This window comes from Cognatitamlana onchidii, from assembly GCF_004804355.1.
In the GTDB taxonomy this organism is placed as follows: domain Bacteria; phylum Bacteroidota; class Bacteroidia; order Flavobacteriales; family Flavobacteriaceae; genus Cognatitamlana; species Cognatitamlana onchidii.
This window is the reverse complement of the sequence record NZ_SRWZ01000002.1, coordinates 574,143-600,685: the sequence shown is the minus strand read 5'-3', so window position 1 is coordinate 600,685 and position 26,543 is coordinate 574,143. Positions and strand designations below refer to the sequence as shown.

Here is a 26,543-nt window from a genome sequence, read left to right as displayed (position 1 = left end):
TAATCATTATCTATATAGCGTAAAGTGTCCAACAAAATCTCTATCATCTTTAGGGTCGTTAAGCTTAACAACATACCAATAGTCACCAGTTGGTAATTGGGCTCCGTTATAGGTTCCATCCCATTTTTGATTAACATCTAAAGACGCTACTTTTCTTCCATATCTATCAAAAATATCAAAGGTTAGTTCCTCATATTGTGTGGCACAACCAGGGCCCCATCTATCTTCTGTTCCATCACCGTTAGGCGTAAAATAATTTGGTATACATACGTCTACATATTCAAAATACCTTGTTGCAGATGCCACACATCCATTACTATCGGTAACTGTTACGGTATAATCGCCCGACGCATATATGATAAACCTATTCTGCTCTCCAAAAGATTCCCCATTTAAAGTATATTCATAAGGTTCTGTTCCTCCTGAAGTTAAAGCTACTATCTCATTAAGTTCGCCATCTTCTAAGGTCATTTCTAATGGCTCTATAGCGTCTACATCAAAGCTTAATGCTGTTTTTTCACATCCATTGGTATGACGTACGGTTATGCTATGCCCTAAACCAGGTACAACATTCGTAAATACATTAGATGCTTGATACGGGCCATTGTTTAATGAATAATCAATATTTGAAGTGTCTGTTATACTTGGGTCAACACTCACGGTAACAGTATTAGCGGATAGATTATCTACACAGCCATATTCTACCTGAATTTGTGGAGCCAATAATACAGATTCAGGGAAAGTAATATTCCATTCAGATTCACATCCTTCATTATCGCGAACATATACTATATGATCACCTCCATTTAAATTATCAAAATCGAAAATAGTCTGAGTTAAATCACCGGTAGTATAAACTCCTGAAATATCGTCTAAGCTTACACTATAAGGTAATGTTCCTCCTGAAATTTCAATACTAAACGCACCATCTAAGTCACCCGAACATACTTCAGGAATAATAGAATTACCAACTATACTTAACATTACTGGTGTTGGTTCTTTTATTGTAAAATCAAAGATTACGAAACATCCTAATTCATCCTGAGCAATAGCTTGATAGTTCCCTGCCATTAATTCTGTGAAAACAGGTGAATCAAAAAACTGATTTAACTGAGGAGATATAGCATATTTTATCGCACCTGTACCTCCAGAAGCACTTATCTCCATAATACCATCATCACCTCCATTACAGGTAACGTCGTTAACTGTAAAATTAGCTACTAGCGGTTGTGCAGGTTCGGTAATTGAAATAGTTGCCGAAACTTCTTCACAATCAGATCCGCTTGATACCCTGACTTGATAAACACCAACTGGTAAATCTGTGAAAACACCTGGTGTGGTTTGATTTGGCGCTGGAGTAATGTCTGCCCCTGAGGCATTCTGTAACACATAAGTATAACTACCTAATCCTCCTTCAGCCTTTGCTACAATAACTCCACTTTCATCACCTGTACAGTTAATTGTGGCGTTTGTTGCATCAATATTAACTTTTAGTGGAGGAAGCGGATCTATTTTAATTTCATTTGAAACAGTAGATACACATCCATTAACATCTCTAACGTAATACATATAAGTTCCAGCTCCTACTGTAATTGTTATAGATGATGCAAATGATCCTAAAACAGAGGTGAATGCTGGAGAATCACTAAAGGTATATGGACCTGAGCCTCCCGTTGCACTTAATGTTAAAGTTGTTGTTGTAAAGCAAGATGGCGAAACAGATTTTACGAGTGATGCTTCTATTTCTGTAGGCTCATTAATAGTAACATCCGCAGTCGTGAAATCACAATTATACCCATCAGCTATAGTAACATTATAGGTTCCTGCAGCTAATCGATTAAAAACTGGAGAAGTTTGAGGTCCTGAAGAACTAGCCGTTGGTGTTATTTGATTGAGCACATAGGTATAGTTACTACCTCTACCTCCATTAACCGTAGTTACAGTAATATTGGCATTAGAATCACCAAAACATAATAAGGTACTCGTACTTGCTGAAATAGTTCCGTCTATAATTGTTGGACGTATTAGCGTTATATTGTCAGACGCTACGCAGCCACCTGCATCACGAACATTAACAGTATAATTACCAGCAGCTAAGTTCGAAAAAGTACCATTTGATGAATAAGCAACAGTAGCTGCTCCCGTCAATTCATATTCATAACTTCCCCAACCGCCGTTTGCAATTGCAACGATCGTTCCTTTATCGTTATCACAGGTCACATTTGATGCTTCTGAAGCATTTACTGTGAGCGTTTCATTTGGTGAGGAAACAATAATATTAGAAGTACCAGAACAAAATGGACTTAAGCTCTCTGTAACTACTACAGAATAAGTATCAGCTAATAGGCCTGTTACTGGTTGTGGGTTTAAACTTGTATTCCCTGTACCAGTTCTTACTGAACTTCCAAGACTATTAAATATCTCATAAGTATACCCACCGGAGTAACCTGAAACACTAATACCAATTTCTCCATTATTATCAGTTAAACAAGTTACTGGTGTCGAGGTTGTACTCACAATTGGGTTCGCAGGCTCTGATAAAAAGATACTGGCCTCCTTTGAACAAAGTGTTATGGCATCGGTTAGGGTAATAACATAAGTTCCTGATGGTAAACCAGAATATACATTACCGCTTAAAGTAGCAGATACTGGGCTTGGGTTTATAGCATAGGTATATGAACCAGAACCTCCTGTTCCCACGACTGTAATCTGACCGTCGGTAATATTACAAGTAGGTGCACTTGTTAGTTCTGGAGCTATATTTAATGGTGCCTGAATATCAATAGTAACTAGATTACCACATCCGTTAGCATCTTGAACTTGCACTGTGTGAGTTCCTGAACTCAGATTACCAACCGTAAAAGGAGCTGTTCTTGTTTGAAATGCACCGCCGTCAATACTATAGGTATAAGGTGCAACACCTGCAGTTGTCATGGCCACATCAAGAGTAAAACTCCCCTCAGTAACTGTACATTGATTATTTACTGAGGCTGTTATTACTGGTTCAGGGTCTAATCCTATGGTTTCACTAAGTCTAGTTTCACAATTATTAGCATCTCTTACCACAATATCCCAATTAGTCCCAGTGGCATAATCTACGTTTAAAACATTACTTAATCCAAAATCAGAAGGTGATGGTGAAAATCCTGGAGCACCAGCTGCATAAGTGTAGGGTCCTGTACCCCCAGCAGTTGTTAAAACGATTTGTGCTCCCACGTTACAATTTGCATTCTCTTTTGATGCTACCGTAGATAGTAGAGGTTGAATTGGTTGCCTAATTTGAAACATTTGTGATGTATTACATAATGTTCCATTTGCTTCCCTAACTAATAGTGTATAGTCGCCTGCTCCTAATCCTAATATAGAGGCACTGGCTGGACTACCTGTTAAGCCTGTAAGCGTTCCATTTTGAGCTGGTATAATTGGATCGTTGGTTAAGCGGTCTACTATTTCATAATATAAAGACGTTACAGAAGCATCATAATCTGATACGGTAAAACTTACAGTCCCATCATTACCGCCATGACAATTCACATCGGTTGCCGTTACCGCATTAAGATTAATTGGAGATAAAACAGGAGTAGTAACTTCTATTACTGCTATACAACCACCAGCGTCTTCAACTTGGAACTGGTATGTAACACCGTGATCCAAATTTGTAAATGTATGCGATGTTGCCGCAGTTGGTCCAAATGCAGTACCTGGTTGTCCATAAATAGAATATGTAAAAGAAGGCGTTCCTGAAAGCACAGAAATATCTGCGGTAGCACCGGTTGCACAAGAACCAGTTGTTGCTGTTCCATCTAATTGAATATTTGGCGGTGTTTCAATTCTTTGAACACTACTTCTAAATTCACACCCATTAGAATCAACTATAGTAATATAATAATCGCCAAAAGATAAACTATTAAACGTATGCGTTACAAACGCTGATGAAACGCTAGCACCAATTTGAGTAAATGTGTTATCGTATAAACTATATACAAACGGTGCCACACCTCCTGAATTAATACTTACATCTAAACTACCTAAAGTTCCAGATGCACATTGAATCGGGTTTCTAACAATCGAAGCATCAATAGGTAGTGGGTCTATTAAGGTGACAGTACCTGAAGCCTCACAGCTTTTGCTGTCGCGAACAATATAATTGTAGTTTCCAGCCGCTAAGCCACCAAAAATATTAGAGGATACAAATGTACTACCTCCGTCTATACTATAGGTAAAAGGAGCTTGGCCTGTTACACCTGTTAAGGTAATAGAACCATCATTATAACCATTACATGTTGGATTATTTGTTGATGAACTAGCCGTTACAACTACTGGTGCATCAAGGGTTTCTATGGCAGACTCTGTAGTACAGTTATTAGCGTCGGTAACTTGTATTTGATACGTTCCTGCCACTGAAGCCGCGTAATTAAAGGTTGAACCTGTGGCAACAGGTGCTCCATAACCTCCTCCGTTAAAAGATACAGCATAGGTAAATGGCTCTACTCCACTAGTAATGGATCCTGAAATAATAGCATCTGGAGATATCGTACAATCTAGACCTTTTGTGATTACAGTATTTAAAGCTACTGGAGGCAAAGGGTCTATGGTGTATGACTCTGTATACGAACAATTATATGCATCTGTCACTCTAAATGTATAAGTGTCAGGTGTTAGATTCGTAAAGATACCGTTTGTAGCACCAGAAGTATTTACAGTAGCACTAGCAGGTGCAATAATTTCGTAAGTTAATGCTCCAAATCCGTCTGTAGTGCTTAGTGTAACATCAGACACATTAAGCGGACAACTTAATGGTGTATTTGTAAAGCTTAGGTCTGTTGGCGGTGTTATTGAATTAATGGTTGCTGGTACCGTAATAAATGTACAATTACTGGCATCTCTAATAGACACCGTGTAGGTACCATCTGTTAATCCTGAAAATACTGCCCCACTTTGAAAGTTTAGGCCATCAATACTATAGGTGTAAGGCGCAGTTCCTCCAGTAACTCCTGAAACGGTAATCTCTCCTGTTGTGGTACATGTAAACGGTGCGGTTACAATTGCCTCTCCTTCTATAGGACTAGCAGCATCGATAGTAATACGCTGCGGATCAGACAAACAAGCATCAGGACCTGTAGTATACCTTACAACAACATCATAATCACCTGAAGTCAATCCAGAAAAGACAGAGGCATTAGAAAACGTAGCGCCATTGTCAATGCTATATTCTAAGCTATTACCGTTAGCATTTATAGCATTAAACTCTATCAGACCTGTATTTCCAGCTTCAAAACATAAAATATCTGTTTTTACTACATTAAAATCTGGAGCATCAATTTGATCTATAGTAATCGATGTTTGTGCTGTACAGTTATTAGAATCAACGACTGTAATATCAAAGGTTCCTGGTGCCGTTACTGCAACGGTTGGTGTACTTTGAAAAACAGTTGAGCTATTTACAAAATAATAATATGGCGGTGTTCCACCTACTGGGTACACCGTAATCTCTCCATCTGTACAAGTTAATGGTTTCGTCAAAGCTGAAGTAGCTTCTAATAGGTCCGGTTCAATTATTTCTATATCTCCAGAATACACACAACCATCTTCAGTAGAAACATCTATGGTATAGACTCCTGCATTTAAATTAGAAAACGTATAATCATTCTCAACTATAGGCCCCACACTGTTTACTAAGGTACCTCCTTGTGAAATGGAAAAGAAATACTGTGGTCTAGCATCATTAGCTGCAATAGCCACACTTCCCAGTTCGCCATAACACAAAGGTTGTGTAATAATGTTGGATACTGAAAAATCGTGATCAACAATTTGAACATCTGGTACTGTAAAAATACAGGGGTTAGGTGTAACACCAATTTGTCTAATATAAATCGAGTAAGAATTAGCCGTTGTAATGCTGAACGTATTACTTGTTTGGTAGTTAGTTCCATCAATACTATACTCATATCCATTAGGCACACCTCCAATAGTAATCTCTCCTGGTGTTGCACAATATATGTCCTTGGAGGTTACTGTAGGTGCTAATAGGTTCGTATATATATTAAAATAGAATTGATTAAAACAGCCTCCTTGGTAGTTCAAAGTTAGTCTATACTGTCCAGCCGTATCGGCCATAAAATCAGGACCAGTGGTTACTTGATTCCAAGTACAACCAGCATCTTCGTTGGCACAGTCTTGATCGACAACAGCCGCACAGCTACTCTCATCAAGTTTTTCCCATATCATAGAAGTAGCGTCTGTAATTCCTGTTTCGATCACTCTGGCACCATTGCCTCCACACAAATATATATTAGGTAATTCTTTGCCATCATTTGGACAAACAACAACTTCGTCTGCAAAAGGAATTACTGGGTTTGTAACATTGGCACCAAAGGTTACCACTTCAAAAACCTGATCTGTATCTTGACACGGAGCAATGGCATAATTGTGTACATAATAAGTTCCCGGTTCTGTAACCGTTATAGATTGGGATGTTCCAATTACGGGTGTTCCTGTAGGGCTTGTAGACCAAGAATGCGTATCATACCCGTTACCCGCTGTTAATTCAACACTTGAACCACAAAGTATAACCTCTTCTTCAAAAGTACAATCATTTATATCTGCCAAGAAATTTGTGGCTCCAGGTGTTAATAAACATCCTGTGTTACTATTATAACTAGGGTCATCGGAAATAACAAAATCAGGGTTTATAGTCCCTTTGTAAGTGGCGTATGCTTGATTGTCGATATTATTTGAACACGCATCACTCAATAAACTACAGGTAGAAACTACAGTAACTTTAAATCGAATATTTGAAACTGGATCATTTTCTTCTACCACATCCCTATCTACTCTAAAAATAAGCTCTCTTGTTAATGGATCGTAACTTTGAACAACTACTCCAGGGGGTAATGATTCAATATCTTCAGGATAATTAAAAACAATGTTTGTTGGAAGAATATCTCTTATTGTTAAATCGGTAGCATCATCGTTACCATTATTTTGAAACCCAATAGTATAAAACAATTGGTCCCCTAAATCCACAATTTGTCCACCAATATCATTTCCTAACTCATCTTCAACAATTTTTGTAAGCACGATGTTAGGCGCGATAATTTCAATTGCAAAAGCATTGAAATAAAAATAATAGATATCTAAATTACTTCCTAAGCTGATAGTTGCAGAGGTAGCTCCATTAGCAATAAGACTATTCCCTGCATTTGGAACATTAATTATACCAGAATCAAAACCTAAGGTATTAGACCCATCAGGCAAGCGATTGGTCATAATTTCTGGTGTATTCGTAACCGGATCTATAATAGACGACGTACTATTAAAAAAATTGTCATCTTCACGAATAACAACACCAGCATTATTTGTGGCACTAATTGCAGTACCATTCATTAGTAGGTAGTCTCCTGTCCATCGTCTGTCTCCTTCAATAGTACTAAAGGCATATTTTGCTCTTACTGGACCTGTAGGTATAGTTTTAAATCCTGAAACCGGAAAGGTTTCATTAATAGTACTTGTAATTTTAGTGAAACCATCAAAAGACGTGATATACTTACTAGGAAGTAAAGGATCTTCATAAACCACAAAAAGAGACCAACCAGCAGATAACCCTTCACTATTAGGTTTTGGGCCAACCATTGAGGAAATATTTGCTACGGTATAGGTTCCTTCTGGGTCTGGCAATGCTGTTAACATGGTCGTAACATCATGGTAATAGGCATAAGTATTAGAATACCTATCGGTTGCAGCATTCTGAAAATAGATTTCTGTTCCCGTAATATCCACATATGAACCTCCGGGTACTTTAAATTTTACATCTGAAATTGGGGTATCACCATCAACCACAGCACTCCAATACAAACCTGCATAGACTATTCTATAACAATTGACATCATTTGGCACTTCTAAATCAGCACTACTTGAATTAAAGGTACTGGGATCTCCATCTATATCAACAAATACGGCAGCATCTAGGACGTCGTTCGTATTGGTTCCATTATACGGGTCTGTAGGATGAAGACCTACATTACTATTTCCAATTTGAAGTATATCCCCCTTAATCGCCCTATCGTATCTTGGGCTAAATGGCACTAGATTTTGAGAAAACAGTTGCATGCTAAGACAAATCAAAGCAATAGCAAACAAGTAGTTTGTACAAGTAGGTTTTTTCATGGTGGTTATTTTTTGGTATTTCTTTTTGCTTGGGCTTACAAAAAGAAATTGTACTCGTTACTTATTAAAAGTCTAAATTAAAATGTAAGAATAATACCTTAAAAATATCATTACAACCCTACATTTTGCTCTTAGACGATTTAAATATCGATAATTTTATGAAAAAATTAAAGAGGAAAGGATATTTATGTATTTTTAGTCAGAATTTTATGCATTTTATCCGATATTTAGATGTTTTTGTAGGTTTTTTCAATCAATTAAAACTTGTATTTTGCAGATCATCGGATAAATTTATTGCCATAAATACCAATTATAAGGTGAATAAATGCGCTATTACAATAATAGTAGTAACCATTACGTTTGATATTGTTTGGGTAATCTTAACCTAAGTTTAAAACAAACTTCTTAAAATGTTATGCCGTTAGTGCAGTTCCTTTAAACCTATTAATGCCTTATCGGACTTTGTGTACAAGGACAATTACTTATGCCTTGTAAAAAGTTCAATCCAATAGTAACTACATGGGTACCCGAACTATAATTGGCAATTTGGTTGGTTGTAATTTGATATGCATAACCAAAATAGAAGATTGACTTTTGAAAACCAATCATAGGCCCAACGTTTAAAGGCTTAAAAAGCTGATCGTTTAAAAATCTGTAGGAGACACCAGCCCATAGGTAATCCTCTTTTCTATTGTATTTTCTAACTTTAAAACTAACATCCGTACTTGAGCGACTATCGCTGCTAAACATTTGGTAATAAACAGAAGGCTCAAACTCTAAATAACTGCCTTTCTTTCCTTCAAAAGCATATCCTGAATACACTTGATAATTTAGTAATAGCCTGGGTTCTGAGACTCTAATACTTGGGTCCAGATTCTTTTCAAGAATATTATTAGCATTAAAACTTAAGAACAGTCCTTTGTTTCTATATAAAAATCCAACATCAAAGTTGTTATTTGCGGTTCTTCTGTCGTCAGTAACAAAAGGATCTAAGGTTGGATTTTCTGTACCCCCATCAAACTTACTAATATCTATTTTAAAAGTATTAATATTATAAGATATTCCAAAGGACAAATATTGTTTTGAATAATAATCTAGTATAAGATGGTGTGCAAAGGAAAACTTTATACCTGTTTGTGTGGTATTACCATTTTTATCGTTGTATAATGACAAACCTAAACCAGACCTGTTTCCTATTCTTACATCTCCATATAGCGATTGATTATCTGGTGCACCTTCCACTCCAGCCCATTGCGTTAGTCCATTAGCCCTTATCTTTAAGTTATCCCCTATACCTGCAAACGTAGGAGATACCACAAAATTATTATCAGCTAAATACTGAGTAAAAACCGGCAAGTTTAACTCTTGACTATACCCCCTTAGTATTACTAAGAGACATAAGCACATGATTAGTTTTAGCTTTTGCATAATTTTGGTTTTAACTTTACCTATATTATCGGTAGAGTGTAAAGTGTCCTATAAATTCTCGATCATCCTTCGGGTCATTCAATTTAAGAATGTACCAATAGTCTCCTGATGGTAAGGCTTTCCCGTTATAGGTTCCGTCCCATTTTTCATTTACATGTAGTAGCTTGATTTGGCGTCCGTATCTATCAAATACTCTTACTATAAGGTCTTCATATTGAGTTGTACAGCCTGGCCCCCATTCATCAATAGTTCCATCTCCATTTGGTGTAAAATAATTGGATATACATACATCTATATATTCAAAATACCCCTTAACAGCCGAAACACATCCATTGGCATCTGTAACACTTACCGTATAATCTCCAGAACTATAAATAAAATACTTTTCTTCATCGCCATAATCTTCCCCATTCAATGTATAGGTGTAAGGACCAACTCCACCTGAAACAGTCGAAACAATCTGGTTCATTTGTCCTTCTCCAATTGAAAGGTTTAAGGGGTCTATTTGATCAATATCAAAATCTGGGCTTAACTTTTCACAGCCATTTGTATGACGCGCTGTAATGGTGTGTGATATTCCGGCAGGCACATCGGTAAAAACGTTGCTTGCTTGAAATGGTCCTCCATTCAGAGAAAAATCAACATCACTCATATTTACAGCACCTGCATCTAAAGAAACCGTAACGGTATTTGTAGATAAATTACTTGTACATCCATAATCTATTGAGAGTTGTGGCTCTAACAACACAGATTCTGGCAGGGTAACATTCCACTCCGATTCACATCCAGCAGCATCTCGAACATAGACTACATGGTCGCCCCCTCCTAGATTATTAAAATCAAACTGAGTTTGTGTTAAACTCCCAGATGTATAGGTTGCTGTAACATCGTCGAGACTGTAACTATAGGGCAACATGCCTCCTTCGATATTAACGCTAAAACTGCCGTCAAGGTCACCTGAACAAATTTCTGGTACAATAGAGTTAGGCACAATACTTAGCATGACAGGGCTAGGCTCTTCTATCTCAAAATCAATGACACTAAAACATCCTAATTCATCTTGAACAACCACTTGATAGGTGCCAGCAGTTAAATCTTCAAAAATTGGAGACTCAAAAAATTGGTTTAGTTGCGGAGAAATAGCATATTTAATCACTCCTGTTCCTCCTGTAGCTATTATTTCAATACGACCATTATCCCCTCCCGCACAACTAACATTCACAGTGCTAAAGGTCGTTTCTAATGCCAATAATGGCTCCGTTATAGACACCTGTTTCGATACCTCATCACAGTCTAAACCACTCGTTACTCGAACTTGATATGTCCCAGCAGCTAAGTCAGTAAAAACACCTGGGCTACTTTGTATTGGGGCTGGAACAATATTTACTCCCGTTCCATCTTGTAAGCTATAAATATAATTACCCAAACCTCCTGTTGCTTGTGCCACAATAACCCCCGTATTATCTCCTGTACAATTAATAAATGCATTGGTTGCATCTATATTAACCTTAAGCTCCGGAAGCGGATCAATGGTAATGTCGTTTGAAACGTTCGATACACATCCGTTCGCATCTCTAACATAGTATCTATAAGTTGTGGAAATAGTTGTTTTAAATGCAAGAATATTAGTATCGTTAGTAAAGCTACCTATTACCGTAGAGAATGATGGGTCATTGCTATATTCATACGGACCTGTTCCGCCAGTGGCACTCAAATTTAGGGTAGATCCTTCTATACATGTGTCAGAACTTACCTGTCCCAATAAAGCGTTTATTCTGGTTGGTTGGTTAATTACAACATTAGATGTTATAAACTCACAACCATAACCGTCTTGTACAAGAACATTATAAGTTCCCGCTCCTAAGCCTTCAAATCTAGCTGAATTTTGAGGCCCTGACGACGTAACTACTGGTGCTACCATATTTAATGTATAGGTATAATTACTACCCTGACCACCTGTAACGCCATTCACTTCTATAACGCCATCCGTATTTCCAAAACACAATAAGGTAGATGGAACCGCCAAAATATTGGCTGTAATAGGCTGTGGGTTTTCTAACAATACAGTGGTTGAAACTACGCATCCTTTTATATCTCTTACTCGTATTGTATAATTTCCTGCAACTAAGCTAGTAAAACTAGAAACTGCACTATATGCTGAAACTACCCCTTGCGACGCAGATTCCAACTGGAACTCGTAATCACCAAACCAACCTCCTAAAGCCGTTGCAGATATGGTGCCATCGTTATTAGCGGCCATACAAGTGATTTCTGTATGTGTTTCAGAAATTCGTAATGGCTCAATGGGTGCATTAATTGTGAAACTTTTGGTAACCGCGCAGAATGGTGCATTTACAAGATTTGCCGTTATGGTGTAAGTTCCCGATGCAAAACCAGATAAGGTTACTGGTCCGGCATTAGCCACTAAGCCAGATGTTATTGAATTACCAATGGCATCTACAACATTATAACTAAAAGGGCCTGCCTCATCTAGAGGCGTTGGTACTCTGTCAATAAAAGTAACCTCTATACTGCCATCTGTGTCGTTAAAGCAAGTCACATCAACAATTTTATCAATCGTCAAATCAAACGTGTTAGGCTCATTTACATAATGCACGGTCTGCAACGCACAGCCCGTATCTAAATTGGTAACGGAAATCACAAAATCTCCTATTGGTAAGTTTGTAAATACTCCCGAGTTATTGGTTTGACTGTAAACCCCACCTGTCGTGCCATTGTTATTATCTTCTACAGTATATTCCATATTAGATAATGTACCTCCAGTAGAAGCTACCGCTATAGATATATCTTCATTGTTGGTGCATGTAATGGCGTTATCTACATTAACACTTAGTCCATCCATAGTTACAAATGGCAATATGGTAGCTGATGCGAAGTTTGTACACCCTTTATCATCATAAACATGAATCGTATAATTACCCCCTAACAAATCCGTCTCCGTATACACATTGCTGGATCCTGATTGTACTGTGGTTCCTCCTCTAATAAATTCGTATACTGTATAATTTGAAGAACCTCCAGTAACACCATTAACAGTAATGGTTGCAAAATTTGAGGTATTTGTATTCACTGAACAGGCATAGTCTATTACCGTTGGGTTAGGAACGTTAATTACATTAGGGGCTGTAATAGCCTCTGCAGATACTGATGTACAGTTTCTACCAGAAAATACCATAACGTTATAGTTACCAGCAGTTAAACCCGTAAATATATTTGATGTTTGCATAGTTGCACCAGCATCTAAACTATATTGGTATATTGGGTTATTATTGCTTGATGGTAAACTTACTGTAATGGTACCATCATTACCACCATTACAACTAACAGGAGTTGCTGTTGTTGAAAAGCTAACAGGAGTTGCAGCTTCGAGAGTTATGGCTTTATCACGTGTACATAAAGTTGTAGTGTCTTCAATGGTAAGTGTATGTGTCCCTGCAGGTATATTAGAAATGGTATTTCCAGATACTATGGCGCCTCCTGCACTAATAGCGTATACATAGTTTCCTGAGCCACCAGAACCCGTTAGCGTAATAATACCATCCCCATCTGTACATGTTGGGAACGCCGTAATACTTGGTGATACATCCAAGACAGGATATACTGTTAATACGCCACTTGTTGCTTCACATCCATTAGCATCTTTTACCGTTACAACATAGTCGCCTGGTAAGGACACAGTATAGGTTGGACTAGACTGGAAACCATTTCCTATAGAATACAATAAGGGTGCAACGCCGGTGCCTGTTGCGGTAAACGTAAATGGATCGCCATTTAAATTACACTGATTAGAAGCCAGTGCAGGAATATTTACCGTAGGGAGTGCGTCATTGATAAGAGTAACCGTAGTTGGTGTACCAACACCACAACTATTAGCATCCATTACATAAACATCCCAAACTAAATTTGTTCCAGAATTGGTATCAACACTTAATACATTATTTGATATAAAATCTCCTGCCGCGGGTGAAGGACTTCCTGAAATAACAGCAGCATAGCTATAGTTAGGTGTTCCTCCTGATGCGTTTACTGTAATTAAAGCCATATCATTATTACAATGTACATGTGTTCCTGTGGCACTATCAATTGATAATGCACTTGCTGGCTCATCTACCGTCAATGAATATGTAGCAGTACAATCGGTGCTTTCATCGGTTACTAAAATAGAATATGATCCTGCTGATAATCCAGACATCAATACAAAACCACTATTTTGACCAGTTACCAGTGTTCCTGAGTTTATGGCGTATGAATATGTTGATGCATAATTCCTTATTCTGAACCCTAAAGCGCCATCTGACTGACCCGTACAACTTACATCGTTGGCGACAGATCCCGTTACTGTAATATTGTTAACCGGGCTAACTGTAAATGATTCAGTGTAAGAACAACCATTAGAATCAGTTACCATAAAGGTGTAAGTATCTGGTACTAAACCAGTATAGATTCCTGAACTATCGCCGGTACTATTGGAAACAGCACTTGCCGGTGCTATTAAATCGTAAGTTAATGTTCCTACGCCATCGACTACGGTTAATGTAACATCGCTTGTTAAATTAGATGGTGCACAGGTTATTGCTGTGGCATTAAAGATTAAATCTGACGGAGGCAATAAATCAAAAACAGGTACATCAATTTGTGACGATATACAACCTTTAGAATCTTTCACAAAGGTAAATACAGTTCCTGCAGAATACGTTTCAAAAGTGTTCATTGTCGAATAATTTACACCTCCATCAAAACTATAGGTATACGGGGGTGTCCCACCACTTCCAACCAACGTTATAGTGGCCGGTTGCGTAACATTACCAGTGCCACACGTAAGTCCTGGACTAACCGTTGGAGTGCCACTAACCACATTGGGCTGGCCGATGGTTACTGACATTGCTAAAGACTCACAGTTTTTAGCGTCCCTTACCCTTATACTGTATGGGCTTCCTGCAGCAGATAGACCATTAAAAACGTTTGAGGACTGATAGGTTGTTCCTCCATCAATACTATATTGATAAGGTGCAATTCCAGATGTTGTGGTTACCACAATACTACCATCCGAACTGCCATTGCAGGAAACGTCTGCATGTGTTTCTGTGAATGTCGGTGTTGTGTTAGGCGTCACTATTATTTCTGCAGATTCTGCAGTACACGATTGAGCGTCTGTTACTCTAAATTGATAGGTTCCTGCAATCGCAGTTGTATAAGGAGAGCCCGGTATAGCATTATAAACTCCACTATTGATACTTACTTCGAAAGAATAGGGTCCTGATGCTCCACCACTTGGTGTTAAAGTTATACTAGCATCAGTTCCACATAATAAATCTTGTGTTAAATTGGCATCTAATAATAAAGGCGGTTCAACCACATACGTTCTGGATGCTATACAACCATTTCCATCTTTAATAAATAAATCGTAAGTCCCTGCTGTACTCATTGTAAAGATATTGTTGGATTGGAATGCAGCAGGTACACCTCCAGTTCCTATACTATACGTTAATGGTGGTAAAGCTGTTCCTGTTCCTTCAACCAAATTAATTGTTAATGGTGTTCCGTTAAAACATTGTTGCGCTACTGGATCAATGGTTGGTTCAGGGTCTAAACCAATTGTCACATCTGCTTCCCTAATACATCCATAGGCATCTTTTACATAAACTGTATAAGCGCCTGTATTAGTTGTAAATGTGTTTGGCGTTGCCCAACTTGGATCGGTAGATGTAGGCATAGGATCTGTATCAGGAAGTAATATATACTCATAGGGTGCCGTTCCTCCTTGAGCTATAGCTGAAATAGCGCCTAGTTCATTACAGTTTTGATTTTTAGGTGACGAGGCGGTAAGGCTTAAATCTATGGCAGATTCTGTAATATTAAAAGGTAAGGTAGTTATACCACAACCTGCATTAGAACCAGTTAGCTCCTCAATAGCTACAATATAATTTCCAAAATCCAAGGTGCCAAGGTTAGACACTGAAAGCCCCCCACTAGCAGGAACCGTTCCTGTTCCGATAAAACCAGTTGAAACTAGTGATTGAGCATCAAGAAGCTCATATCGAACATCAACACCTAAAGCATAAAAACTATTTATATCAAAACTCACATTTCCATCAGCATTCCCCCTACAAGTGACATTCTGCGAACTTAAACCTGAAACACTGAGCGTCGAATTTGTTTGAATGGGAGTGGTTGCAGTTTCAAAATAATAACATTTTGAATCATCATCGTATACAATAAATGTATAAATTGCACCAGGAATCAATCCAGTAAATGTAGTTGATACCGGAGTTCCAGCCCCTAATTGCCAAATTGCTGACCCTCCAACAATACTGTCCCAAACCATTCCTGGGCCCGTATATATTGCGAAGTAAAAAGGTCCCGTACCAGTAATTGTGGTAGCTGTACCAATACTGACTTCTGCTTCGCCTCCTAAACTACAGTCTACAGTGGTAGCAATATCAATATCTAAGTCGTCCGGTGGTGATGCTACCAAAATATCTTGTTCAATAACATTACAACCATTAGCGTCTGAAATTATTATCTCATACAAACCAAAATCAACAACCTCAAAAACTTGTGTTGCTCCGGTCTGGTTGAAAAACTCACGATCATATCCGTTCACACCAGTAACATGATATGTATAATTTGCAGTACCTCCTGTAACCGAATTAATTATTATTCTACCAAGAGAAACCCCGCCTGCGCCGCAGGTAATTGGATCTATATCAAAATCTAAAACAAGTAGTACTGGTTCTGATATAGTAACTGATTCAGTATCTGTACACCCTTTGGCATCTGTAACCGTAATCGTATAATCGCCGGCATCTAAGCCAGAGGTTTGGGTTCCATAATCTCTACTTTCTGTATTGTTAAAAACATTAATGGTATATGGTGCCAAACCTAATGCATTATCTATGACAATACTTATGACTCCTGTTTCTTCTCCATGACACAAAATGGATTGCGTTGGAGTCACGGAAATAATATTTGGATTAACTGGATTAGTTACCGCAACAACATCTGTAATAAACTCACAACCATTAGCATCCGTAATTCGGAATTGATAATTATCAGCGACAGACGTAGTAAATGGCAAACCTGTAAAACTAGAATAAGTTGAACCACCGTCATCACTAACTTCATAAGTATAAGGCGCATTTCCTCCTGATACTGTAATATCAATACTGGCATCAGTAGGTACTGGTGCACAGGTTAAATCTTTAACCAATAAAGCACTTGCTGTAATAGGCTCATAAACGTCTACGGTATTAGCACTAGTAGCCAAACACCCATTCCCATCTTTTATCGTTACGGTATAACTTCCCGGCGCATTAACCGTAAAGGTTGAGCTTGCTTGATAGGAAGCTCTTCCGTTTATGCTGTATGTTAATGGCGCTAAACCTGTTCCTGTTGCAGTAAATGTAAATCCTGAAGCTACCGAACACTGGTTGGTAGCCAATGTTGGCACTGTAACCGTGGGTACAGCATCCAAAATAACAGTAACAGTTGTAGTCTCTATGCAATTATTAGAATCTTTCACATAAACATCCCAAATAAGGTTTGATCCTGCAGAGGTATCAATATTAATAATGTTACTATTCTGGTAATCTCCATTTGCTGGGGCTGGATTACCAAATACCACGGCAGCATACGTATAACCTGGTGTTCCATTAGAAGCGCTCACTGTAATTTGCGAGTTATACGCATTACAATGTACATTCGTTGCTATTGCGCTATCAATAGTTATAGCATTAGTAGGCTCTGTAATGGTTACCGACGTTGATGCCGTACAACCTGTTACATCATCAGTCACCGTAATGGTTTGGACTCCTGCTGACAAGCCACTAAAGAATAAGCGTGAATTTGTTTGACCAGATACGGTTGCTCCGCTATTAAAACTATAGCTATATGATGTAGAAAAACGATCTGTTCTAAAACCTACCGCACCATCTGAACCGCCATGGCAACTAACATTGTTAACTACTTGTCCGCTTGCTACAATTTCTGAAACAGGACTAATAATAGTGGATTCGCTATAATAGCAACCATTAGCATCGGTTATCCTAAAAAGGTAAGTTCCTGGAGTTAAACCTGTAAACACATTCGACGATTGTTTCCCAAAAATAATAGGCGATGGTGCAATCGTTTCATATTCTAAAGCCCCTACACCATTTGTAGCAGTAAGTGTTGCTGTAGATGTTGTGTTTATGCAGGTAATATCGGTCGCTGTAAAATCTAAATCTGTTGGTGGATTTAATTGTGTTAATGTTAAAGAACCACCATCCGAACAACCATTGGCATCTTGTACCGAGTAATTAATAATTTGGTCTGTACCATTATCATTAATGGTCAATGTGTTATTGGAGCTATAACCAGATCCATTAAAACTATACGTATACGGTGCCGTTCCCGTAGTAGGAACATTAATAGTAACGATAGCAGCTTGTTTACCATTTCCTGCATCACATGAAAATGGTGTGGCACTGGCTGTAGCTACCAGAGTTGTTGGTTCTGATAATGCAAATGAACTAGCAAATACGCAATTTTTAGAATCTCTTACCTCATACAAATAATTAATACCTGCACTCAATCCTGTATATAACGAGGTGGATGAAAAACCAGATCCGTTAAAACTATATTCGTATGGGGCAACGCCGTTAGCTGGAATAATTTGAACTGAACCGTTGGTATCTCCATTACATGATGGATTTACCGTATTGAGCGTTGCTGTTGGAAACTCGATTGGAGCTACTGTAACTATATTTGATAAAGCCTGACAAGCATTATCATCGGTAACTTGAAATTGATAAGTTCCACTGGCGGATGCTGTATAGGTAAATGTAGTACCCACCGATCCCAAACTTGTAAATGTGCCTCCATTAAATGACACTGCATATTGATAATTAGAACTTGAATCTGAGTAACCATTTGTGATGGTTCCTGAAATAATACCATCTGGTGACGCAGTACAATCTAACTCCTTGGTTAAAACACTGCTTATAGTAACGCTAGGTTCTATAGTTTCCGTAGGTAATGTAAATTCACATCCGTAGGCGTCTCTTATCGTTATATTGTATGTACCTGGTGTTAATCCTGTAAATCTTGGATTTGATTGGAAAGCCCCCCCATTAATACTATATTGATAAGGCGATTGACCTCCAGATGCAGAAACTTCTAGGGTAGCTTGATTGGATGTATCGTAACAATAATCTGCATTAATAATAGTTGCAGAAGGAAGTTCTGAATCGACTAGGTTAAGTGTTGTGGTTTCTAAACAGCCATTTGCATCGGTCACTCTTACCAAGTAATTCCCTGCAGGAACATTTACCAATACGCCATTTGCTGGAAAACTATTAATAACTGTTGCCGTTGTATCATCTAACAAATCGTAAGAATATGGAGGTACACCACCTGTTCCTATTGCAGTAACGGTAGCACCATCATTACAAGTAACAGGGCTTTCAGAAGTAGTTACCCCAAGCGGATTAGCCGCTGCTATACTTTGATTAAAACTGAAATCACATCCTACCTCGACCGCATCATAGCGTATTTGAACGTTATAACTACCATCAGATAGTCCCTGAATTGTATGCGGAGACGACATCTCTGTAATCCAATTTATACCGTCTAAAGAATATTGGAATCCATTAGTTGAATCAAAATTTTGGGCTGAAATGGTAATAGTTCCATCGTCTGCTCCAACACATGTTTCATTAGTTGCTCTTAAAATTCTTGCTGAAAAAGCATTTCCAGAATCAATAACAATTGGAAAATCTCTTTGGGTAATACAAGCTGTTGGTAATTGAAACACCTGAATATCATCAACTGCAAAATCAATACCATTAGTTTGAGATACTTCAAGTCTCAAAACAAAATCCAACGATGTGTTGTTTCCCGGATTAATGGTTCTGTTATACTCTACCCAATCATTCGTTTTTGGAATGCCTCCTGTAGATTCAGAAGATAATGCAACGCCATTGATATCCTGAAGTTCAACTGTAAGCGACGCATCGGGTTGTGTATTTCCCATTCTTAAAAGGTTAGTTGCATAAAAACGTACTTGAATCGGTCTATTCGGAATAATATCATTAATACGCTTTCTGTATAATACAGCATTATTCGGTATAACACTTCCGGCATCTACAGCCATGTACCTGCCATTTGCACTCCCCGAAGTATGATCCACAGGATTATGCCACCCGCCATAAATACTACCTTTAAGTCGATTGGTAATGGTATACTCTCCATTCCCCAAACGAAAATCCCCGTTACAACTAGTAGCTGCAACTTGACGTTCGAAACAAAACGCAGGGTTAATTCCTGGTGAACTTACATCTGGCCCAGAGCCAAAATCTTCCAAAAGTAAATTACTATAAGTTGGTACAGTCTCTAACTGGTAGGTTACACTAACTGTATGAGGTCCATCCGGGACATTCTCGAAAACTTCTGGGTCTGCCGTATTCGGGTTTAATACCCCATCTAATAAATAAGTGTAAGTAAAAGCATCTGTTCCTGGGTTTGTAATAGTAACGGTAGTGTTTGCAGAGCCATCACAGTTAAAATCTGGATCAGAGATACTAATAGTAGGTGCCAATGGTTCTTGATCTATAATAATATCTGGCATGGGGTACACGCATCCATTGGAGTCCCTAGCATACAACGTATATGTTCCAGGAGCTAAAAATGCTTCGTTTGTTGTTGTCCAAGAAGCTTGATTATCAAAACTAAATTCATAGGGTGGCACCCCGCCTTGTGGATTTGTTATTCTTAGTGCACCCTCTCCAGAAGGCCCACAACCAGCTAGCTGGGATACTCCAGCCGATGCCGTTACTGTAGAAAAAGGTTCAAGAATATCAATATTCTGTGGGGTAGTTAAACATTGAGACGTGTTTAACGTATATCGTATCATAGCTTGATAGGATCCCGAAGTCAAATTTGAAAAAACAGAACTGGTTTGATAGTTAAGCCCATTGTCAATACTAAACTCAATGGCATATCCATTAGCGTTTGTTACATTAAACTGTATTTGTCCCGCATTATCACCGTAACATAATATATCGCTATGAGACACATTAAATTCTGGTTCAGCTACCTGATTAACTGTAATTGAAATTGTTGCAGAGCAGTTGTTTGAATCCACGACTTCAATATCAAAAGTACCTGAGCTAGAAACAGGAATGGTTGGAATGGTTTCAAACGTACTGCTACTATTTACAAAATAATAGTACGGCGGTGTTCCTCCCACAGGAGTTACCGTAATCTCTCCGTCCGTGCATGTTAATGGGGTTGTTAAAGCTGATGTAGCCACTAACAATGGGGGATCTATTATTTCAATATCTTCTGAAAATGTACAACCATCTTCAGTGGATACCTCAATAGTATAAGTCCCTGGGCTTAAATTAAAAAATGTATGTCCTCCATCGGTAACTGGGCCAATACTTTGTATTAAGCTAGTTCCTTGAGAAATGGCGTAGTAATACTGTGGCCTAACATCATTTACGGCAATCACAACATTGCCTTGATTTCCATTACAAAAAGGTTGATTGATTATTGTAGAAACAGAAAAGTTTCGATCCCTAATTTGAACATCAGGAACTGTAAAAATACAAGGGTTAGGCGATACGCCTATTTGCTTTATATAAACGGTATATAAATCTGGAGTCGAAATATCGAACGTATTACTCGTTTGATAGTTGGTCCCGTCAATACTATATTCATAGCCACTGGGTACACCTCCAATAACAATTTTTCCATTGCTATCACAAAAAATATCTGCAGACGATACGTTAGGACTTAAAAGGTTGGTATAAACGTTAAAATAAAAACGATTAAAACATCCTCCTGGATAGTTTAATGTTAATCTATATTGGCCGGCAGTATCGGCCATAAAGTCTGGTCCTGTTTGTACTTGATTCCAAACACAACTAGAAGACTCATTTGCACAGCGATCATCAAAAACGGTCGAACAGCTTGATTCATCTAATACTTCCCATATCATTGAAGTCGTATCAGATAGATTGGTTTGAATTAATTTACCTCCTATTCCTCCGCATAAAAAAATATTCGGTAACTGTTTTCCATCATTTGGACAAGTCACTGTTTGATCCGCATAGGGGAATACAGGATTAACTACATTGGCACCAAAGGTAATCACATCAAATTGCTTGTCAGTTGTTTGACAGGGCGCTAATGCATTATTTTTCACATAATAAGTCCCTGTACTGGTAATATCGATACTTTGGTTTGTGCCGATTATTGGGCTAAAGGTTGGACTTGTAGACCACTCATAAGAATCATATCCACCAGGTGCCGTTAAGGTTACACTTGCACCACATAAAATGACCTCTTCTGTGTATGTACAACTATCAATATCTGCCAGAAAGTTAGTAGCTTGAGGCGCCAATAAGCATCCGTTATTTATATCATAACTCGGGTCATCAGAAATAATAAAAGATGGATTCAATTTACTTCTGTAGGTACCGTATGCCTGATTATTAACACTATTAGAGCAGGCGTCATTTAAAAGATTACAAAATTCAACAACGCGTACACTAAAGCGAATCTCTAGCAACGGACCAAATTCTGTAACTACTGAATCATCCACTCTAAATATAATTTCTCTAGTAGCAGCATCATAGCTATCAATAGTTACTCCTGGCGGCAAAGGTGCTATGTCAGAAGGGTAATTAAATACAACATTAGTAGGAAGCACATCTCTTATGGTATAACCTGTTGCATCATCATTTCCTGTGTTTTGAAAACCGATAACATAGTTTAGTTGCTGTCCTAAATTAACAACCTCTCCTCCAATGTTATTACCTAATTCATCTTCAACAATTTTCGTGAGTACTATATTTGGTTCAATAATATCAACAGCAAAAGACGTTACAAACGCCCCGTAACCATCGCCACTAGTTGTCAATCTTAAATCACCTGCTGTAGCATCATTCGGTAAAACCGAATTACTCGGATTTGGAATTCTAACATTGGCAATATCAAAACCAAGTACATTTTCACTATTAGGATTTCTATTAGTCATATAGGCTCCATCGTTAGTGATTTTTGAGTTGAAAAAATTACTATTTGAATTCAATGCATCACTTAAATTAGTATAAGTACCTGATGTACTTGCTTTGAATCTAAATGTGTCACCACCTATACCTAAGTCACCTTCTAGAGCAGCCACCCCTATTTTAGCATTAACCGGAAGTGGTGCGGGTAAGGTTTGAAACCCAGAAACAGGAATATCAAGCGTAGTACTACCTTGAACTCCTGCATAACCATCAAAAACAGAGATGAATTTACTTGGAAGTTGCGGACTCTCGTAAATTACAACAAGGGTCCAACCTGCAGCACAGCCTCCTCTTCTATCCCCTCTGGTTGCCCTTAAATTAGCAACCGTGTATGTACCATCTGCCTCTGTTAAACCCTGAAGCAAATTAGTAACGTTTTTGTAACATACAATTGGAGAATCTTTAAATGAATTATTTATGTTAACCGGATCGTAGCCATCAAATATAATATCATCCTCTTCGCCAACTGGGTCTGGATTATTATCGGCAACCAAATCAATAAAACCTCCTGTGGGAAGCTTAAATTTTACTTGATTCCAATCCTCTAGTCTTGGTGTTCCTTCAAACTGTTGACTGCCATTAGTGCCTACCTCATTTGGATAAACTGATGCCCAATACAAGCCGGCAAATACAATTTTTTTACATGGATTATTTAAGTTTAAATCTGCTGTACTTGAACTAAAAATACTTGGATCTCCTCCACTTGCAACATTTATATATTCTCCATCATAGGAGTTATTGTTACCCGATCCGTTAAAGGGAAGCCCTAACCCTTGACCAGTAATAACCGTATTACCTATCAAGACAATATCTCCTTTTACTTTAATATTTCCTCCAGGCAATCTTGGCGAAAAAGGGACTGCTAATTGTGCAAACGACTGGTTACTAAATAATAAAATACTAACCAACAGTAAAAAAGTAACGACCTTTTGATTTGGCGAAAGGAATTTCAAAATCACCGAATAGATCTTTTGAAACAAAATAAATATGACTGCCAAACAAGTAGGTTTGTTCATAATGGTTGTTTTTATATTTCTTTTTTTAAGGCTAAAAAAGAAATACGACTAGTTAGTTTGTTAATTCAAAAACATAAAACCAAGTAAGATTTAAACTTCAATATTTTACACTTAATCTGATTTTATTGCTTTTAATCGATATAAATATCGGATTTTTTTTGTGAAGCACAAGTAAAAAGGCTATTAAATTACTATTAATCGGTAAATAATTACGTTTTAACCTAAAAATAACACTAAAAAGAAGTACTTATCTTACATTTAAAGTGATTAGTTCTTCTATAACTCCAAATTCATATGCTTCAACGCTTTAATTAAATACTGATTAACAAAAAAATAGCACCAATCAGAATTGTTTCTAACTAGTGCTATTTTGCATATAACATGGACACCAAAAAACTATACCTATAAATTATTACCTAACTAACTAATTTATTAGTATTAATCTTCAATCCTTACAATAGACATATTGTTATTATAAGCTTTACTGCCTTTTGTTGCCATCGTATTCTGCGCAGAGCTAATATTTGAGTGCTTGTCATAATAGATATAATATTTACTTGTATTTACATCATAGAAGAAATCAATATTGGACTCGCCAGCCGCAACCGCCTTTTTTAAGAAGTCGTCTCTTTTCTTAACATCTGAATGGATAGCAACCACCAAATAGTAGCCCTCTTCTACATGCTTAAGACCTTTAATTATTTGGATATTATCCAATGTTTCACCAGAATCAAAATCACTTGCTTTCAAAGGAACAACACTTACCGAGGTTGTTTGCTTAATTCTTTCGAGACTAGCTCTATCTTTATTATATCTATCATCTTCATTATCATAAAGAGCCCGCTGAATTCTACGCTTTCTTTCAATTTTAATATCCTCTTTAAGTTGTTCAATTCTCAACACCGAACTTTGTCTTAATTGAATGGCCTTTAATTGCTTAGATTTCAGATCTTTTATTTTTTGTTTATAAAACTTATTAGTTGGATCGTCAGAATTAGATACCGTTTTTAATCTTTGTTTATAGATGTTATCTAATCTTCTAATATTGCTATTTTGAGACTTAATTACCTTATCAATCTTTGAAGTTAAAGCCTCAAGTTCTCGGTTTTCCTCACTAATACTTTTAAACGGTTTAGGTGGTTTTATTATACCTTGCTCACTTAAGTCGTTTTCTTCAATTAAATCGTCTAAATCTTTTTGCTTAGCACTTACCTTATCAGCTAATTGGCTCAACAATTCATCTTGCTCTTTATCCGATTGTAAGGCTTCTTGAGTGATTTCATTCATTTCTTTAGTAGCCTCATCTGTTGGCACTATAGGCGCTTGCACAACTTCTTCTTCCGCTCCGGCTAAAGCCTGGGCTTCTTGTTCGGCTTTTAGTCTAGCAGCTTCTTCTGATTGACGCTGTGCTGCTTCCTCTGCCTCTAATCGTTCCGCTTCTGCTAAAGCCTGGGCTTCTTGTTCGGCTTTTAATCTAGCAGCTTCTTCTGATTGACGTTGCGCTGCTTCCTCTGCCTTTAATCGTTCCGCTTCTGCTAAAGCCTGGGCTTCTTGTTCGGCTTTTAATCTAGCAGCTTCTTCTGCTTGACGTTGTGCTGCTTCCTCTGCCTCTAATCGTTCCGCTTCTGCTAAAGCCTGGGCTTCTTGTTCGGCTTTTAATCTAGTAGCATCTTCTGATTGACGCTGTGCTGCTTCCTCTGCCTTTAATCGTTCTGCTTCTGCTAAAGCCTGGGCTTCTTGTTCGGCTTTTAATCTAGCAGCTTCCTTCTCTTTATTTTGTTGTACCAATAAAGCAGCCGCTGCAAGCTCAGTACCGTTTTCTTTCGCTTTACTAGTTTTTCTTGGGTCTGGTTTCGTTCTTGGATTTCGTTTTGCTACTTTACTTCTTTTGTTTTCTTTTATAAGCAAGGCTTCTTCCCTATCGTCCCCACTATAGTCATATCTATTATTATCTTTAAACCTGTAAGCTATAGTAATGTCATGAGAGTGTCCAAGTACATTTATGTCTCCCAATGCTTTTTCATAATTATACTCAATGGCTATCTGAGAACTAATATTTAACCCGACTCCTGCTGAAAAACCATGCAACGTGTTATAACCCACTTGCCCCCATAATCCCTTTGGTACGCTTACCATCATAAGCCCCGAAATAATGGTTTGATCTGGTTTAAACTCTGAACGAATAAAACCAGTAAATTTACTTTCATCGAAAAAACCTCTACTATTAAAGTAGCCCGTATACATACCATGAACTTGAATAGCCTGTTCAGGATTATCTTCCAGCATATTTGATTCTGAAATGTTATAGGCCACAATATTGTTGAGAGAAACTCCTATATCAATAAATCCGGTACCATAGTTTATTCCTGGATTAACTGTAACTAACATATTTGACGGCACATTATCCAGAGCTGGATCCGAAAAATTACTCACCACTTTTCCTTGATTCAATCCACTACTATAAGCCCCTAAATTAAGTCCAAAGGTGAGATTACTATCGCGGCTCAACACCACATTATAGGCAAAATTGGCAACCCCTCCAAACGTTGTTAAAACCCCATAGTTTTGTTGAAATAAACTCAATCCTGCTCCAATGTTTTCTTTAAACCTACCGGAATATCCAGCAATATAAGTTAATGGGGCATTATTAAATTGACCCCATTCGCGTTTATTGGTAAAGCTAATATATTTATTTTGCTCTCTAACAAAACTAAACGTTGGATTAACCAACTGTCTATTAAACTTTAGAGAATTTCTAACAGGTAAATTTAGGGCTACCACGCCCCCTTCCTGTCCATTCAAAAAAAAAGACGAACAGCATGCAAATATCAATATATGTAAAATATATTTTTTCATA

General features: G+C 37.8%; 5 protein-coding genes. 1 reads left to right on the top strand and 4 read right to left on the bottom strand.

The genetic code is table 11. The features are described 5' to 3' along the window. Positions 1-6 precede the first annotated feature (6 nt). Positions 7-8,166 (bottom strand): T9SS type B sorting domain-containing protein, encoded by an 8,160-nt coding sequence (locus tag E5D58_RS06060; protein WP_136480940.1) that lies wholly within the window; start codon positions 8,164-8,166, stop codon positions 7-9. Between the two features lie 158 nt (positions 8,167-8,324). Between E5D58_RS06060 and E5D58_RS14930 the strand changes: the two genes are divergently transcribed. Beyond that, positions 8,325-8,555: a hypothetical protein gene (locus tag E5D58_RS14930; RefSeq protein ID WP_168796638.1), complete on the top strand. Its 231-nt coding sequence runs from the start codon at positions 8,325-8,327 to the stop codon at positions 8,553-8,555. Between the two features lie 55 nt (positions 8,556-8,610). On the opposite strand, the gene E5D58_RS06055 is transcribed toward E5D58_RS14930, so the two are convergent. The 3 genes from E5D58_RS06055 to E5D58_RS06045 form a co-directional block, all read right to left on the bottom strand. Beyond that, positions 8,611-9,594, bottom strand: coding sequence for a PorP/SprF family type IX secretion system membrane protein (locus E5D58_RS06055; protein ID WP_136480939.1), 984 nt, complete (start codon positions 9,592-9,594; stop codon positions 8,611-8,613). Between the two features lie 25 nt (positions 9,595-9,619). Next, positions 9,620-23,686, bottom strand: coding sequence for a T9SS type B sorting domain-containing protein (locus tag E5D58_RS06050; RefSeq protein ID WP_136480938.1), 14,067 nt, complete (start codon positions 23,684-23,686; stop codon positions 9,620-9,622). Positions 23,687-24,124: 438 nt separating this feature from the next. Then, positions 24,125-26,542: a PorP/SprF family type IX secretion system membrane protein gene (locus tag E5D58_RS06045; protein WP_136480937.1), complete on the bottom strand. Its 2,418-nt coding sequence runs from the start codon at positions 26,540-26,542 to the stop codon at positions 24,125-24,127. Between the last annotated feature and the right edge of the window lies 1 nt (position 26,543).